The organism is Gilvimarinus sp. DA14 (genome assembly GCF_024204685.1).
Lineage (GTDB): Bacteria > Pseudomonadota > Gammaproteobacteria > Pseudomonadales > Cellvibrionaceae > Gilvimarinus.
The window spans coordinates 2,195,482-2,209,678 of the sequence record NZ_CP100350.1; the positions used below are offsets into that span (position 1 = coordinate 2,195,482).

The 14,197-nt window shown below is 52.6% G+C and carries 11 protein-coding genes; 5 read left to right on the forward strand and 6 right to left on the reverse strand.

Features of this window, described 5'->3' with window-relative positions; translation table 11 throughout:
* Position 1 precedes the first annotated feature (1 nt).
* Together NHM04_RS09610 and NHM04_RS09615 are read left to right on the forward strand one after the other, a co-directional pair.
* Positions 2-247: a DUF2164 domain-containing protein gene (locus tag NHM04_RS09610; protein ID WP_254263575.1), complete on the forward strand. Its 246-nt coding sequence runs from the start codon at positions 2-4 to the stop codon at positions 245-247.
* Positions 244-720: an N-acetyltransferase gene (locus NHM04_RS09615; RefSeq protein WP_254263576.1), complete on the forward strand. Its 477-nt coding sequence runs from the start codon at positions 244-246 to the stop codon at positions 718-720. The genes NHM04_RS09610 and NHM04_RS09615 overlap by 4 nt, the downstream gene beginning before the upstream one ends.
* Before the next feature lie 84 nt (positions 721-804).
* Here the strand turns inward: NHM04_RS09615 and NHM04_RS09620 are convergent, their stop codons facing one another.
* Positions 805-2,130 carry an OmpP1/FadL family transporter gene (locus NHM04_RS09620; RefSeq protein WP_254263577.1) on the reverse strand — a complete coding sequence of 442 codons (1,326 nt, stop codon included), beginning with the start codon at positions 2,128-2,130 and terminating at the stop codon, positions 805-807.
* Positions 2,131-2,231: 101 nt separating this feature from the next.
* Entirely contained in the window at positions 2,232-3,866 is a 1,635-nt protein-coding gene (locus NHM04_RS09625) for a mechanosensitive ion channel family protein (RefSeq protein WP_254263578.1), read from the reverse strand.
* Between the two features lie 208 nt (positions 3,867-4,074).
* Between NHM04_RS09625 and NHM04_RS09630 the strand changes: the two genes are divergently transcribed.
* Positions 4,075-4,485 carry a Dabb family protein gene (locus tag NHM04_RS09630; RefSeq protein ID WP_254263579.1) on the forward strand — a complete coding sequence of 137 codons (411 nt, stop codon included), beginning with the start codon at positions 4,075-4,077 and terminating at the stop codon, positions 4,483-4,485.
* Positions 4,486-4,505: 20 nt separating this feature from the next.
* Here NHM04_RS09630 and NHM04_RS09635 read toward each other — a convergent pair whose 3' ends face one another.
* Together NHM04_RS09635 and NHM04_RS09640 are read right to left on the reverse strand one after the other, a co-directional pair.
* A complete protein-coding gene (locus NHM04_RS09635; protein ID WP_254263580.1) occupies positions 4,506-5,936 on the reverse strand; it encodes an MATE family efflux transporter in 1,431 nt (476 codons plus the stop codon).
* A 37-nt stretch (positions 5,937-5,973) separates the two neighbouring features.
* On the reverse strand, positions 5,974-7,743 hold the full coding sequence (locus NHM04_RS09640; protein WP_254263581.1) for an SLC13 family permease: 1,770 nt from the start codon (positions 7,741-7,743) through the stop codon (positions 5,974-5,976).
* 152 nt (positions 7,744-7,895) lie between these two features.
* On the opposite strand from NHM04_RS09640, the gene NHM04_RS09645 reads away from it, so the two are divergent.
* Both NHM04_RS09645 and NHM04_RS09650 read left to right on the forward strand, forming a co-directional pair.
* Positions 7,896-8,990 (forward strand): Gfo/Idh/MocA family oxidoreductase, encoded by a 1,095-nt coding sequence (locus NHM04_RS09645; protein WP_254263582.1) that lies wholly within the window; start codon positions 7,896-7,898, stop codon positions 8,988-8,990.
* A 91-nt stretch (positions 8,991-9,081) separates the two neighbouring features.
* Positions 9,082-10,191, forward strand: a complete 1,110-nt coding sequence (locus tag NHM04_RS09650) for an acyltransferase (RefSeq protein WP_254263583.1) — start codon at positions 9,082-9,084, stop codon at positions 10,189-10,191.
* Between the two features lie 54 nt (positions 10,192-10,245).
* Here NHM04_RS09650 and NHM04_RS09655 read toward each other — a convergent pair whose 3' ends face one another.
* Both NHM04_RS09655 and NHM04_RS09660 read right to left on the reverse strand, forming a co-directional pair.
* Positions 10,246-10,974, reverse strand: a complete 729-nt coding sequence (locus NHM04_RS09655) for an energy transducer TonB (protein WP_254263584.1) — start codon at positions 10,972-10,974, stop codon at positions 10,246-10,248.
* 371 nt (positions 10,975-11,345) lie between these two features.
* On the reverse strand, positions 11,346-14,045 hold the full coding sequence (locus tag NHM04_RS09660; protein WP_254263585.1) for a TonB-dependent receptor domain-containing protein: 2,700 nt from the start codon (positions 14,043-14,045) through the stop codon (positions 11,346-11,348).
* Positions 14,046-14,197: the final 152 nt, after the last annotated feature.

Here is a 14,197-nt window from a genome sequence, read left to right on the forward strand (position 1 = left end):
AATGAAATTTTCAGAACAGGAAAAAGAAGTCATCGTCAAAAAGATCCAAGGGTACTTTCGCGACGAGTTGGATCAAACCATCGGCGGTTTTGATGCGATATTTTTATTGGACTTTTTCGCCGAAGAAATCGGCCCGTATTTTTATAATCGTGGCCTCTACGATGCCGCAGCCGTGCTGGACGATAAAATGGAGACGATCACGGATGCCATTTTAGAGATCGAAAAGCCTACGGAGCTGCATCGGTGATTACCATAACCCGCGCCGACTACCACGACCCACAGCACGGCTACGACATCGTTCGTCTGTTAGACGCCTACGCACGCGACCCGATGGGAGGCGGCCAGCCCCTCAGCACCTTTACCCGCGAGCATTTAATCGCCCGGCTGGCGCAATACGAGGCAATTTCTTTGCTTGCGTACGACGGTGAACAAGCCGTCGGCCTGCTCAATGCCTTTACCGGTTTTTCTACGTTTGCCTGCCGCCCCCTTATCAACATTCATGACCTGGCTGTACTGCCTGACTATCGTGGCCGGGGGATTAGCTTGCAATTGCTGAGTGAAATTGAATACATCGCCCGCGAACGCAATTGCTGCAAGTTAACCTTAGAGGTCTTGAGCAATAACACGATTGCCGCTAAAGCCTATAAAACATTCGGCTTTAGCGGCTACGAGCTGGCCCCTGAAGCGGGCCGGGCGGAGTTTTGGGAAAAGAAGATTTGAGCACTGAAAGATATGTCGGATGACGGAAGTCGGATGTCTGACACCTTCCGACCTCAGACATCCGACGTCAGACGCCTATACACATCAAAAACGCCAATTCACCTGCGCCGCGAAAATATCCACGGTTGCGTCAAACTCGCCCGCCAAACGTGTGGGCGCGCCGATCGCAGAGGTGCCCTCTTCTTCCAGCTGTGCATCATCCACAAACAGGTGTGCGTAGCTAAAATCAAAGGAGATATGCTCCGCGAGTGGCCAGTGCACACCAGCGGCAAGCCAGGTGCGGTCCGCATCGGGAATACGCGGGCTGACATACTCGGGGTTATCCTGCGGCGTTTCATCCAACGCCACCCCAAAGCGCCACTGCAAGTGGCCGTCGCGACCAATGGTGGTGCCCAGCGCGTAGCGCATGGTGTCGTCATACTGCAAGTTGAGCGCATCCACAGGCGCACCACCATCGGTGACTACCGCAATGTTTTTAATGCTGCTCCATTCGGTTTGCGCAATATCAGCGTGAATTTTCCAGCTGGGTGACAGCGCCTGGCTAAAGCTTAAGGTGTAGGTATCGGGCAGTTTTACCGATGCGTTAATGCCACCTTCCAACGCTGTCAGTGCACCAAAACATCCCGTACCGGTGGTAATGCCCGTGGGCAGAGGGTAACCAGCACCGGGGCTACAGGCCGCATTCAAATCAAAACTGGCATCGCCGTCCAGGGTAAATTCACCCCCTTCGCGCCAGACAAAACCAATGCTGGTGCTTTCGCTGGGGGTAAACAAAATACTGGCATCGAGAACGTAATCGTCATCGTCGCCTTTGATTTTTGCACTGCTATCGGTGCTTGGATCTGGAGCAACCCCAAGCGTGGAATCAAACTGGTTTTCAAGTGTGGCCTCAATGGTCTGGTAATTAACCCCCAAGCCCAGAGAAATCATGTCATTCACAGCCCAGGCGGCGGTGACATTCAGGTTAACCACTTCCAGTTCGCTATCGGTGGCGGAATAGCGCCCCGCCCACTGCTCATCGAAACGGCTGGCAAGCCCGAAGGGCGCACTTAAACCAAAGCCCACGGCAAAGCTGTCGGATAAAGGCGCAACCAAGTAAGCGTTGGGGATATAGCCATTTTCTTTGGTGGAACCATTGCCACCGCTAAAGCTGGAATCGTGATCGTGAAATTCAGCATCGGTAGCCACCACATTCAAACCACCCGTCAAGGTCAGGCGATCTAACTTGGTCATACCGGCGGGGTTAAAAAATACGGTGCTGGCGTCGGTAATATCCGAGCCAGTGCCGGCAAAAGCTTTACCCATATGGGCAGGGCTTTGCTCCAACAGTTGGAACGAAGCCGCTTGGGCAAGGCCACTAACTGAAGCGAGGGCGGTAACCAGTGCGGCTTTGGTAAATTTATTATCCATTATCAGTCCTCAGGTTGTGTCAATTACATCCACTTACAAGGACTAAGGTTAGCAGAATTACGCCCAATTACAGCACCCCTTAAGCGATCATTATCACAAGTTTACAGCTCACCTTCCGGCTTATTGTTAACCACTGGTGGTGTCCAGGGCGCGGGCACCAGCGGCTTCTCAGGTTGGGCCATAAAATGTGGTGACATAATCTGTAAATCCGCCTCGGCGAAAGCATCTTGAATATTCTGGTGCAGCTCCGACAAAACCGCCACTTTTAGCTCTGGCTCATCAATATGCACCAGTAAGCGATATTCCACATACCAATCACTGAGGGCAATTTGCCGCACTTGGGGCTCGGGCTCATCCCGCACACCGGCAGTTTTGTCCGCGGCACTCAGTAATAAATGATGTACCTGAGGCCAGGGCGTGTCGTAGCCAATAGTGACACTGGTGGACACAATGACCCCATCCGGTTTGCTCAAGCGGGTATAGTTGGTGCTGGTCGCATTCAGCAGCACCGCATTGGGAATAGTTATTTCTTCTCTTTTAATGGTTTTCACTTTTGTCGACAGTACGCCTACCGCCGTTACGGTTCCTTCATATTCTCCGATACGCACATATTCACCCGGTTGAAAGGCGCGGCTGTACACCACAATCAGACCACCCAAAAGCTGACTGACAATACCCGCTGAACCCAGCGAGACAATCAAACCCAAAAACACACTCACGCCCTTAAAGGCTTCGGTATCGGAACCGGGAATGTACGGGTAGGCCACCACCACCGAAAACAACCACACCAGCACCACAATAACCCGGCGTGTCGCTTTGGCGGTTTCGGCATCGAATAAATTCGAGCGTAAGCGTCCCTTTTCGATACGCGAGAAAATATTACGGACAATATCGCTGACGACCTTAGCCAGCCAGAAAATCACGGCGACCATGATCAAGTCGGGAATGGAATGCAGAATACCCAAGCCTATCTCGGCGACTAGGCGGACAATGTAGTCCGTTAACCGCTGGCTATAGCCGATGGTGTAGGGGAACTGCCGCATCACATAGGCAAGCCACAGATAACAAAGCAGGCCAATGGTTAACAACATCAGCAAGCGCACAATGCCCGATAAAAGCATAACCAAATAGGGCATTAGATATAAGTTGCCGAACTGTAATATGCTGACACCCTGCTTGGGGTTGTTAGCATGTTCTAGCCACAACAGCACTTTTTCGCGGCCGCGATAAATACCGTAAATCATCACGCCAAAAATAAGCGAGGCTATGGCCGAATACAGGGTGCCAAATAAAAACACTTTAGGCCGTTGCTGAGCGTCGCGCCTCTCGAGCCATTGTCGCAGCCGTTCGATAATAGTCTCACCGTACTGTTCCAGCGTCATATTCGGCGGCGCGTCACCGGCCAACAGCCCAATAATGCGCAAGTCATTGACCAGAATCCAGGCGCCTTCGTACTCCCCTTCAATGACCGGGCTGTAATCAAACTCGTATTTCGTAGCTACGGGAATAGAGTGGACTTTATCGAGGATGGTTTTAGCGCGGCTTTTCGGCGCCAGATGCCGATACTGGCTGCGTAAGGTGAGAAGGTGCATACCCCACACATCCACCGATTCGTATTCCGCTTCAGTCAACGCGTGTACTTGATCTTCCGTGTCTTGGCCTTCATCTGACTGCGCCCAGGCAAGATGGCTACAGAACAATAAAACGCCAAGCAATAAGCTGCGCAACAACACCATGGCGACTTCCTTGATAAGTTGTTAAGCCTTCGAATATACCACAGCCCCGATACCAGAAAAGGTGTTTATCAGCGCCGGCGAAAAGGGCACAGATAAGGCTTGGGTGAAGATTCGTTAACCAATGATTGCGCTGTCACAACAGCCGGAAATAATAGTAAACTGCCGGGCAACTAGATTAATAACCCTAACCCATTGCCAGGAGAGCTTCATGTCTACCATATCTCGTCGCCAAGTCTTAAGTGGTGCCGCAGCCCTGGGCGCAACCGCCGCCGCAGGCTCGGCCATCGCTGCCAGCGGAGCTAACGAAATGCCAGCCCTAAAACACAATGTCTATTTTTGGTTAAAAAACCCAGACTCCAGTGAAGACCGCGATGCTCTGATTGCCGGGCTTAAAACCCTGGGAGAAATTCCCTCGGTGAAAGCCATCAGCATAGGTGTACCCGCCTCGACCGAAAAGCGCGAGGTGGTAGACAATTCATTTCAGGTATCCGAACTACTGATGTTCGACGACGTAGAAGGCCAAAACGCCTATCAAGTGCACTCAATTCACAAGAAGTTTGTCGAGGACTGCGGCCACTTATGGGAACGGGTGGTAGTCTACGATTCGATCGCCGTCTGACCACCTCGGCAGCGGGCCGCTCAGTACCTGGGCAGCCCGCCTTCATCGGTTATGGTGTTATCCACCACTGCCTGCACTTGTTTATCCTCTTCGGTAAGCCGGGTTCGTTTCCAGCCTCCGGAACTAAACCAAGCCAGAGCCACCAAGGCCACCAAAATATTGGTGAGCGGAAAAGACCACCAGATCCCGTCCATGCCTAAGCTTGTATGCTTAGACAGCACATAAGCTAAGGGAAACTGGAGTAACCACTGCGATACCAGAGCCAACACCATGGCGTTGACCATATTGCCTGAAGCGCGAAAGGCTGCCACCACGCAAAGTTGCACCCCGATTCCGCCCCAGGCCAGTGCCATAATGCGAATAAACTGCCCGCCCTCGGCGATAACATCGGCCTCATCCGGCACAAAAAAAGCCACAATATTGGCCGCCTGCCAAAACACCAGAGCACCGATTAACGACAGAGACAGCAAACCATACACCGCACCCAAACGGGTAATACGCTCCGCCCGCTCGGCAAAACCCGCACCCATGTTCTGCCCCACCAACGTAGAAACAGCCATAGACAAGCCCATCGCCGGAATCGTAATCACCTGCAGTATATTGGCCCCAATGCCATAGGCCGCAATCGCCAGGGTGCCAAAGCTTGCCGCCAGAAACGACATAATCATCACCCCGAGGCTGCGGGTCGATAACTCAATCGAGCCGGGTAAGCCCAGCGCACAGGCTTTTTTAATATACGCAAAGTCCGGTTTAAACAGCGGCAGGGACAAATGAATGCCATGCTGGCCGCGCCAGAATACCCACAAGCCTGCCACCGCCGCCAGCCCCTGGGTAATTAGGGTAGCCAGGGCGGCGCCCATTACCCCCAAACCCGGCAGCGGCCCAAAGCCAAAAATCAGTAGCGGGTCCAGTGCCATATTTAATAACAGCGTGAGGGCGACAATAATCAAGGGAATTTTGGTTTGCCCCACGCCGCGCATCAGCGACTGCATCATAAAAAAGGCAAACACAAAAACCACGCCGGCAAAGGAGGTGCGCATATAAGCCAAAGCGCCATCAAACACGGCGCTGCTGATACCGAGTAGTGCGAGAAAATCGGGGGCGAAAATAAAACCCAAAGAGCCTAGCAGCAGTGACAGCACCGCCACCATAAGCAAGGTTTGCGCGGCAACTTGATTGACCTTGTCAGGCCTGCCGGCACCAATGTATTGAGCGGTTAAGGTCGTGCCCGCCATGCCTAAACCGGCCCCCAGCGCGACCACCAGAAAGGTCACCGGAGTACTTACGGATACCGCCGCCACGGCGTCCGCACCCAGGCGCCCCACCCAGTAAGTATCGGTAAGTTGATAACCGGCCTGAAGAATATTGGCCAGAATAATAGGCACGGATAACGTCAGAAGGGCCCGTGAAATAGACCCGTACAAAAACAGTTCGCGCTTCGCCTGGGGCATAACTCCCTCTTCCGTTGAGACACGCGCGGCAACCCCACTACAGAGTTAATGGCCAGCCAATGGCCAACACCACTACGGTCGTTGCGCCCACCAGTATACTCATAGGAAGGCCCGCTTTGAGAAAATCGGTAAAGCGGTAGCCACCGGGGCCATAAACCATCAGGTTGGTCTGGTAGCCTAAAGGCGTAGTAAAGCTCGCCGAGGCGGCCATCATTACCACCAGCATAAAGGGCTCGGGATTAAGGCTCGCTTTCTGAGTCATTTCCAATACCACAGGCACCATCAAAATTGCCGCCGCGTTATTGGTGATTGACTCGGTCAGCAGCCACACAGCCACATAGGTTAAAAATAAAATCAGCAGCGGATGCCCCATACCGATGGTCAGCAGGCCTTCGGCCAACCACTGGGCTACGCCGGTTTTGTACATGGCATTACCTAGCGCAAAAGACGCGGCAATGGTCAACAGTACGGTCGGGTCTAAACTCTTTTGCGCCTGCTGCGCCGAGCAACAGCCGGTCAACATCATCGCCGCTGCGCCTAACAAGGCGGCATTGAGCATAGATAAGGCGCCAAACGCCGCCGCCATAACCACCGCCAAAAGTATCAGCCAGGATAAAAACGCACGCTGATGGCGCGGCGGCTCGGTCCCCAGATCGCTTACCAGGAGAAAATCTTTGTTGTACTTCTGGCGGCTGACAAACGCCGGGCGCGCCTCCAGCAGCAGAGTGTCACCCGGCTTGAGTTTGATGGTACTGAGGTTGCCCTGCACCCGCTCACCATTGCGCGCTACCGCCAGTACCGCGGCGCCATAGCGCTCGCGAAACTGCGAGTCGCGCACCGTCTGGTTAATACAATGGCTGTGCGGCGAGATCACCGCCTCTACCAAACGGCGCTCGCGCCGTTCGCTGGCAAGCGTGGGCTCGCCATCGGTTGAAGGCACGATACCTTTTATACGCAACAGGTCTGATATGGCCTCGGTATTGCCGGCGAACACCAGTCGATCCCCCGCCTGCAATGCTTCCTCGGAGCTTACCGCCGGAACAATCGCGCCCTGGCGCTCAATTTCCACCAGATAAATGCGCTTGAGATTGCGAAGCCCTGCCTCTTCTACCGTGCGTCCCACCAGCGGGCCATCCGAGGCCACGGCCACTTCGAGGGTAAACTCCCGCAAATTGCCAAACAGACCTTTTTCGCGTCTGTCGGGTAAACTTTTGGGAAACACAAAATACATAAACAGCATGCCCACAATCACCACGGGCAAGCCCACCACCGTAATCGAGAACAGTGAAAAGCCGCTGTGGCCGGTGAGTTCTTGATACTGACCATTCACCACCAGGTTGGTACTGGTACCGATCAGCGTCAAAGTGCCGCCCAGAATCGCGGAGTAACTGAGAGGAATCATCAGCTTGGAGGCGGGCACATCGATGCGCTTGGCCCAGGCGCGCACCGCCGGAATCATAGTGGCGACGACCGGTGTATTGTTCAAAAAGGCGCTGAGAAAGGCCACCGGCAGACCGATACGCATCTGCGCGGCACGCACGGTTTTAGGGTTACCCAACACATGGGTGACCAGTAAATCCACACCGCCAGAACCGTGAATACCCGCCGCCACCACAAACATGGCCGCGACTGTTAAGACGCCATGGTTGCTAAACCCGGCAAAGGCTTCGCCAGTGGTTAACACTCCGGTGACGCTGAGAATGACCAGCACGCCCATCATCACTAGGTGCGCCGCAATCCGCGTAAAAATCAGCGTAGCCAAGGCGCCAACCGCTAACCCCAGTGAGAGTAAACCCTGCCATTCCATTTTCTTCAGACCCAATTACAGACGATAAGGCGGCGAGGATACCGGAATGAACTAACTAGGAAAAATAGTAATTTCAACTAGCTATATAACAAGCAGCTCTAAAGACTGCTTATGGTAACGCCCAGCGGCCGACTTTCATTTGCATAGCCCCGGTGGCTCATGCACCATGGCCCGAAAATTTGATTCGCGAGGATGTTATTTTGCCCAAGGTTCTGAATCTGGCTCTGGCCTCTTACGGCATGTCGGGCCGCATTTTTCACGCACCTTTTATTCACCAACATCCCGGCCTCAAGCTACACAGTATTCTCGAGCGCACAGCCTCGCACTCTCGTGAGCGCTACCCGGACGCCAAAATCGTGCGGGACTTTGCTTCACTCATCGACAACCCGGACATTGATCTGGTTGTCGTCAACACCCCCAACTATCTGCACTACCCCATGGCCCATGCGGCACTCGAAGCGGGTAAACACGTAATTGTGGAGAAACCTTTTACTGTGTCGGTGGACGAGGGCAAGGCGCTGATAGATCTGGCAAACCAGCGCCAGCTGATGCTCTCGGTCTACCATAACCGCCGGCTTCAGTCGGGCCACTTAACGGTGCGAGAGCTGTTGGATAAAGGCGAATTGGGGCAGCTCAACACCTTTGCCACGCATATTGATCGCTACCGCCCCCAACCCGGCCCCAAAAAATGGAAAGAAGAACCCAACCCGGGGGCTGGTTTGTTATACGATCTTGGCTCGCACCTGCTGGATGAAGCGGCGATGCTGTTCGGTTTACCCCAGGCCGTTACCGCCGATTTACGCTGCGAGCGAGATCAGTCACAGGTATGCGACTATTTTCATTTGCGCCTGGATTACCCCCATCACAAGTGCCTGCTAAGTGCCAGCATGCTCGCCCGCGCACCCGGCCCCGCCTATGTTCTGCACGGCGACCGGGCGTCCTTTGTTAAACAGGGCGCGGATATTCAAGAATCACTGCTAGCGGCGGGCACTCTCCCAGATTCCGACAATTGGTGTCAGGAAGAACCGCAATATTGGGGCCTTTTGTACTCAGATGAAGGCAGCACTGCCTACCCCACCATCGATGGCCGGTATCAGGATTACTACCACAATATATACCGACACCTGACAGAAGGCGCGCCCCTGAACACCTTGGCAGAACAGGCGCTAGTCACCGTGGGGCTGATCGAAATTGCCGAACACAGTGCCCGGGAAAAGCGCACCATTGAGCTGGGGACGGCGCCCTAAAACGTCAAAGACGGCATTCTAATACGCGATCACTCTAAAGCCATTGTCATACAATAAATGGCAGTTAACACTTATAACCAGAGCAACTCCAGTGAAATCGAGCTCCATCCGCCGACTAATCGACTTTGATGGCAATCGCAGCAACAACTTTACCCTGATACGCCTAGTATTTGCCTGGGCTGTTCTTTATGGACATAGCTATGCCATACAAGCTGCGGATGGCTATTCGGACCCGTTGAATAGGCTATTCGCGGGCTCAACATGGGTCGGAGCCATTGCCGTAGAAGGATTTTTTGCGATAAGCGGCTTTTTGGTTACAGCTAGTCTTATGAAACGAGACGCGATTGACTACATCATCTCTCGCTCATTGCGTATCGTGCCCGGCTTAACTGTCTGTGTATTTATATGTGTATTTCTACTCGGTTCACTTGCCTCCGAGCTACCGATCAGCGATTACTTCGAAAGCACTCAAACTTTCACCTACCTTAGAAACTCGCTGGCTTTTATACCCATGCAATGGGAATTACCCGGAGTTTTTGTCGACAATACCCGCACAGCGGTTAACGGCTCATTGTGGACTCTGAATGTCGAAGTGTATTGCTACGTTCTGCTGCTAGTATTAGGCACATTTGCACTGGTCAAATATGCCGCGATAGCAAACGGTTTCTTAGTCGTATTGTTTCTATTTTCACTAAAGTTTTACCCTAACCTACCCCTTATAGGCATTAATGAAGCGTGGGCCAGACCATCACTTTATTTTCTCTTAGGTGTATTTTTCTACGTAAACCGAAAATATATTGTGCTGCACTGGGTACTCGCCATCACAAGTCTAGTTTTATGCTTAGCGTCTTTTGGCAAGAGCTGGTATCAATACGTGTTTCCTTTGGCGTTTGTCTATCTGCTCTTCTACACCGCTTATGCCACAAAACACATTGATATGGATCGCTCACTCGGTGATATTTCTTTCGGCTTTTACATTTACGCATGGCCCACCCAGCAGGTCATTGCAAGCTCACTGCCCAGTGCGTCGCCTTATATCAATACGCTTATTTCCACTGTGATAACTGGCGCTCTGGCCTGGATGTCATGGACGTATGTGGAAAAACCAGCCCTCTCGCTTAAACAGTGGTTAATGAACCTAAGGAATGGCTTAAAAAACGCCTCTGCAAAACCAGACATAAACTCTCCCAGTCAGCAATAAAAAAGGCCGCCCAAATGGGCGGCCTTTGCAATAGGAGCCAAACCTTGACAGGGGTTATTCGGATCCTGGGTAGTTGATTACCGCGATGGTGTGCATATCTACCGCTTCGCTGCCGACAAAGCCCGGAATAAAACGCGACTTTTTCAAGGCGGTTTCAATCACTTTGGCATCGCGACGGGCGCGGCCGGCAGCCTCTACGGTGCGCACAGACTTCACATTACCGTCGGCGTTAACGTCGGCCACTACACGGGCGAGGCGGGCATCGTCAAAAAACGGTTGTCCTTCGCCGTTGGAGCGGTAAGCGGAGTACCAATCAGTCTGATCCAGGCGCTCTTGCGGGGCGATGTAATCAACACCGTATTCGCGCTGCAGAGTACCCAGGTTGGGCAGCATGACCACATTGGGCTGGCTGTCATTGCGCGAGTACACTACGCGAAACGCCATACGTACTGGTACCGCTTCGCCGTCGACCATGGCCGGAGTAAAGCTCAAACCATCCAGAGCGCGCTGAGTCTGACCCTGCAGATCGTTGTACGCGGCCTTATCAAAGCAGGTTACATTACTGGCCACGCCGGTGGTGGCAATGTCGGCCTGGCAATAAACAGCTATAGTTCTATTATCAGTCGCCATAGACTCTGGAATGGTCACTTTTTGACTGACTTGGTCTACTGCACCGCCAAAATTAGCGGGCTGATACATGGAGCTGGCACTGCTAGAAAAGGGCAGTACTACTGCCAGAATCGCCAGTGAACCGAGCACTTTATTGGTTAGAAGTGATTTCATGCTCTAATCCTCTTTTAAAGGTGGGGCTTTGCCCCGGTATCAAGTAGCGCAGCTGATGCTCTGAACACGAAGCTCAATCTGCGCTGTTGATATTAGAATATCACCGGCCTAACCATACGATTGTTAATTTATTATTACAGAATTGTCTTTTTTCTGATTTTTTTGCCTAAAAAGCTATTTTTTTCACATTCAAAGCCCAAAAACACCCCTCAACCCGCTCATTTAATAAACAATTAAGAGCACCCTATAACCAAATATTCTAAATAATAGGGTGAGTTACCCGAGTTTCGGGCATAAAAAAGCCGCTGACGAGCAGCGGCTTTGTCACAATCCTTCGCGTTATTGTCTTGCCTTCCGGCACTTTCCGGGTTTTAGAAAGAGTACTTAAAGTCCAACCCGATGCCTGTGCCTTGCTCCTGAGTCAAAATAGTCACACTCTCACCGCCGGAATTCACCTGTTCAAACTCCCGATCCTGATCCAACAGGTTGCTGAGCTTAAATTTCATGCTCAATGTTTCGGTCGGATAAAAGGTGTAAACCAAATCCAGTGAGTGATAGGGCTGCTCGTAAGCGTCGTCGTGACCGTCCAGCACCGCGGCATAGTAAACGCGATCTCCGAACACGTTGTACAACAACGATGCGGTGTGCATACCATCTTCCGAGTCGAAGCCCAACTGCGCGTTCATCACATACTCAGACTGGCCGGTCATGCGACGTACAGTATTGGTAAAACCCTGACCTTCGGGCGATACGATTTCCGAATCACTCAAGGTCAAGTTACCCGAAACAAAGAAACCCGCACCGATATCTTTCAGGCCTTCAAACTCCAAACCGTAAATCTCACCGGATACGGCATTGTAGTAAGTCAGCAAGATATCATCGTCCGAGCCGGGCTGACGCGCCTGCTCAATAGGGTTAACAATGTCTTTATAGAACAGCGATACGGTAAAGTTGTCGCCACCTGGGTAGAACCATTCGGTACGCAGATCAAAATGATCCAGCTCGGAGAACTGCAGATTGGGGTTACCCACTACGCGCACATCCAGCTCCGGGTCCAGGTACTGAACGTCGGATACTTCACGCAAGTCGGGGCGAACCACGGTCTGCGCAACAGAGGCGCGCACCTGGAAGTCGTCGGCACCCATAAAGCCCTGATTCATAAAAGTCAGCGCCAATGAGGGATACCAGCCGTCATCCTTCACCACGTAGTTTTCCGGGTTTTCTTCCAGGTCCTGATTCAAGTCAACGATCGACTCGCCGGTATAATCCAGCAAATCCACCGGCAGTACCGCTTGACGGAAATCTTCGTAGCGTACACCACCGGTTAAGCGCCAGGTGTAGTCGATATTTAAATCGAACATACCGTAAGCGGCGTCGGTTTTCTGCGCGGCGATGTAGCTTTCCTTACCCAAGCCCGGATCCATGGTGAGATCAAAGTTGTAATCCAGGTTACCCAGATTCTCGTCACCCAACACATGACCAGGCGTGCCCTCTAGCGCATCGTTGCTAATACCCGGGGCATTAATCGCTGCAGTGTAACCATAATAGGCACGGGTCTTGTCGCTGTAGTCGTAACCACCGGTAAGCGTTAGCAAGGTGTCGCCAAAGTTGATCGGTAGCTCTACATCGTAGCCGTAACTGGTGACGTTATCTTCCAGCTGCAAGAAACCAAAGCTCGCCATATTAGTGGTGGACTGCAAGCGAGTGTTGGTCACCTCCCCGGTTTCAGTATCAATCAAGTTTGAAGCCTTGATGTTCACTTCATTGGGGATGGCAGTCTCAGCGCGCGAATCGGAGTAGTACCAATCCACACCCAGCTCATCAATGGCGTCGGTCAGATCAAACTCAAAGTTGTGATCACCCGTTACCTGGCCAATGGTCAAACGGCGTTCTTCGTAGCGGGTTTGGTAATCCAACACTTGTGAGCCATCGGACTGACGATTGTTGGCATCAAAACCACTTGAAATGGACGCGCGATCTTCCACATCAGTGATGTAAAAACCGCTGGCTTCAATGGTGTGCATTTCCTGAAAGCTAACACCGCCACTGACGGCCGCCAGGGTACGGGTCTCTTCAGAGGTGCGCTGAACTTCTGAGTTCACCTCTTCGGGGTTACCAATACCTTTTTTCGATTGGTTTTTGTTGCGCCACTCATGGTCGTAAGACAAGTTGGCGAGCGCACCAATGCGCCAGTCATCGCTCACGTACCAAGAGTTACCCAGCGATAATTTACCGCCATAGTCCGGATCCAACGATTGCGGAGTAATCTCTACATCGCGGTCCAGGCTTAACATTAAGTCGCGGTTAATTTGCTGCGCCTGGGCGCGAACTTCCGGCGATACTGACTGCCCCTGACCCACCATAGTCTGGGCGATTTCGTTGGTAGTGATATTACCTTGATACAAAGTAATCGCACGGCTCAACTGATCGGGCACACCATTATCTACATCGCCGCCGGAGTAGAAAATACCGTCATCGTTGTTCACGGTATTCCAGCCGGTGCCGATAGATACATCGAACACCACATCTTCCGGCATACCCTTAGTGCGGATATTCACGTTACCACCGCCAAACGTCGCGGGCAGGTCCGGCGAAAATGCCTTTTGCACTTTCAGGGTTTTTACGATGGTAGAGGGGAACAAATCCAGCGGTAACACATTACGGGTCAACTCAGGTGAAGGAACTGACGCGCCGTTTAAATTAACGCTGGAGTAGCGCTCGCCCAGTGAGCGAACATATACGTATTGATCGTCGACAACGGTCAGGCCCGTCACCCGGCCCAGGGCCGAGGCAATGTCGGCATCGCCGGCGCGGGAAATCTGATCGAAGCCAAGTACGTCGGCCGAGAAGGGCTGCTCAATACGCTCATCGATAATAGAATCGGACGCGCTTTGCAAACGGCCGATGGTTAATACCTCTTCAATTACCGGGGCCTGAATCGCGGGCTGACTGCTCATCCCGTTATCGTCTTCGTCGCTTTGTGCCACAGCGCCTTGGCTGCTAAACAAAGCGGCGGAGGCCGCGATAATCGCCAGACTAATCTGGCTTCGTTTGGTCGTAATTGTGCGCATTTTAAAAACCTTTTAGAGGCGGTTTTCCAAACGGTCTGGGTGTTACCCACCCCGCAAGCAGGGAAACATGTTGCCGGGTGGTGTGAGGGCTAAAAAGCCCGGGGGTTTATCGCAAAAGGCGCCCCGGAAGGCGCCTTGCAATACAGCTGGCG

What these genes read in the sequence shown, in the direction of transcription:
- NHM04_RS09640 (WP_254263581.1), bottom strand. Translation starts at nt 7,743, where the DNA reads ATGGAATGGCAGGGTTTACTCTCACTGGGGTTAGCGGTTGGCGCCTTG.
- NHM04_RS09655 (WP_254263584.1), bottom strand. Translation starts at nt 10,974, where the DNA reads ATGAAATCACTTCTAACCAATAAAGTGCTCGGTTCACTGGCGATTCTG.
- NHM04_RS09610 (WP_254263575.1), top strand. Translation starts at nt 2, where the DNA reads ATGAAATTTTCAGAACAGGAAAAAGAAGTCATCGTCAAAAAGATCCAA.
- NHM04_RS09660 (WP_254263585.1), bottom strand. Translation starts at nt 14,045, where the DNA reads ATGCGCACAATTACGACCAAACGAAGCCAGATTAGTCTGGCGATTATC.
- NHM04_RS09625 (WP_254263578.1), bottom strand. Translation starts at nt 3,866, where the DNA reads ATGGTGTTGTTGCGCAGCTTATTGCTTGGCGTTTTATTGTTCTGTAGC.
- NHM04_RS09635 (WP_254263580.1), bottom strand. Translation starts at nt 5,936, where the DNA reads ATGCCCCAGGCGAAGCGCGAACTGTTTTTGTACGGGTCTATTTCACGG.
- NHM04_RS09630 (WP_254263579.1), top strand. Translation starts at nt 4,075, where the DNA reads ATGTCTACCATATCTCGTCGCCAAGTCTTAAGTGGTGCCGCAGCCCTG.
- NHM04_RS09620 (WP_254263577.1), bottom strand. Translation starts at nt 2,130, where the DNA reads ATGGATAATAAATTTACCAAAGCCGCACTGGTTACCGCCCTCGCTTCA.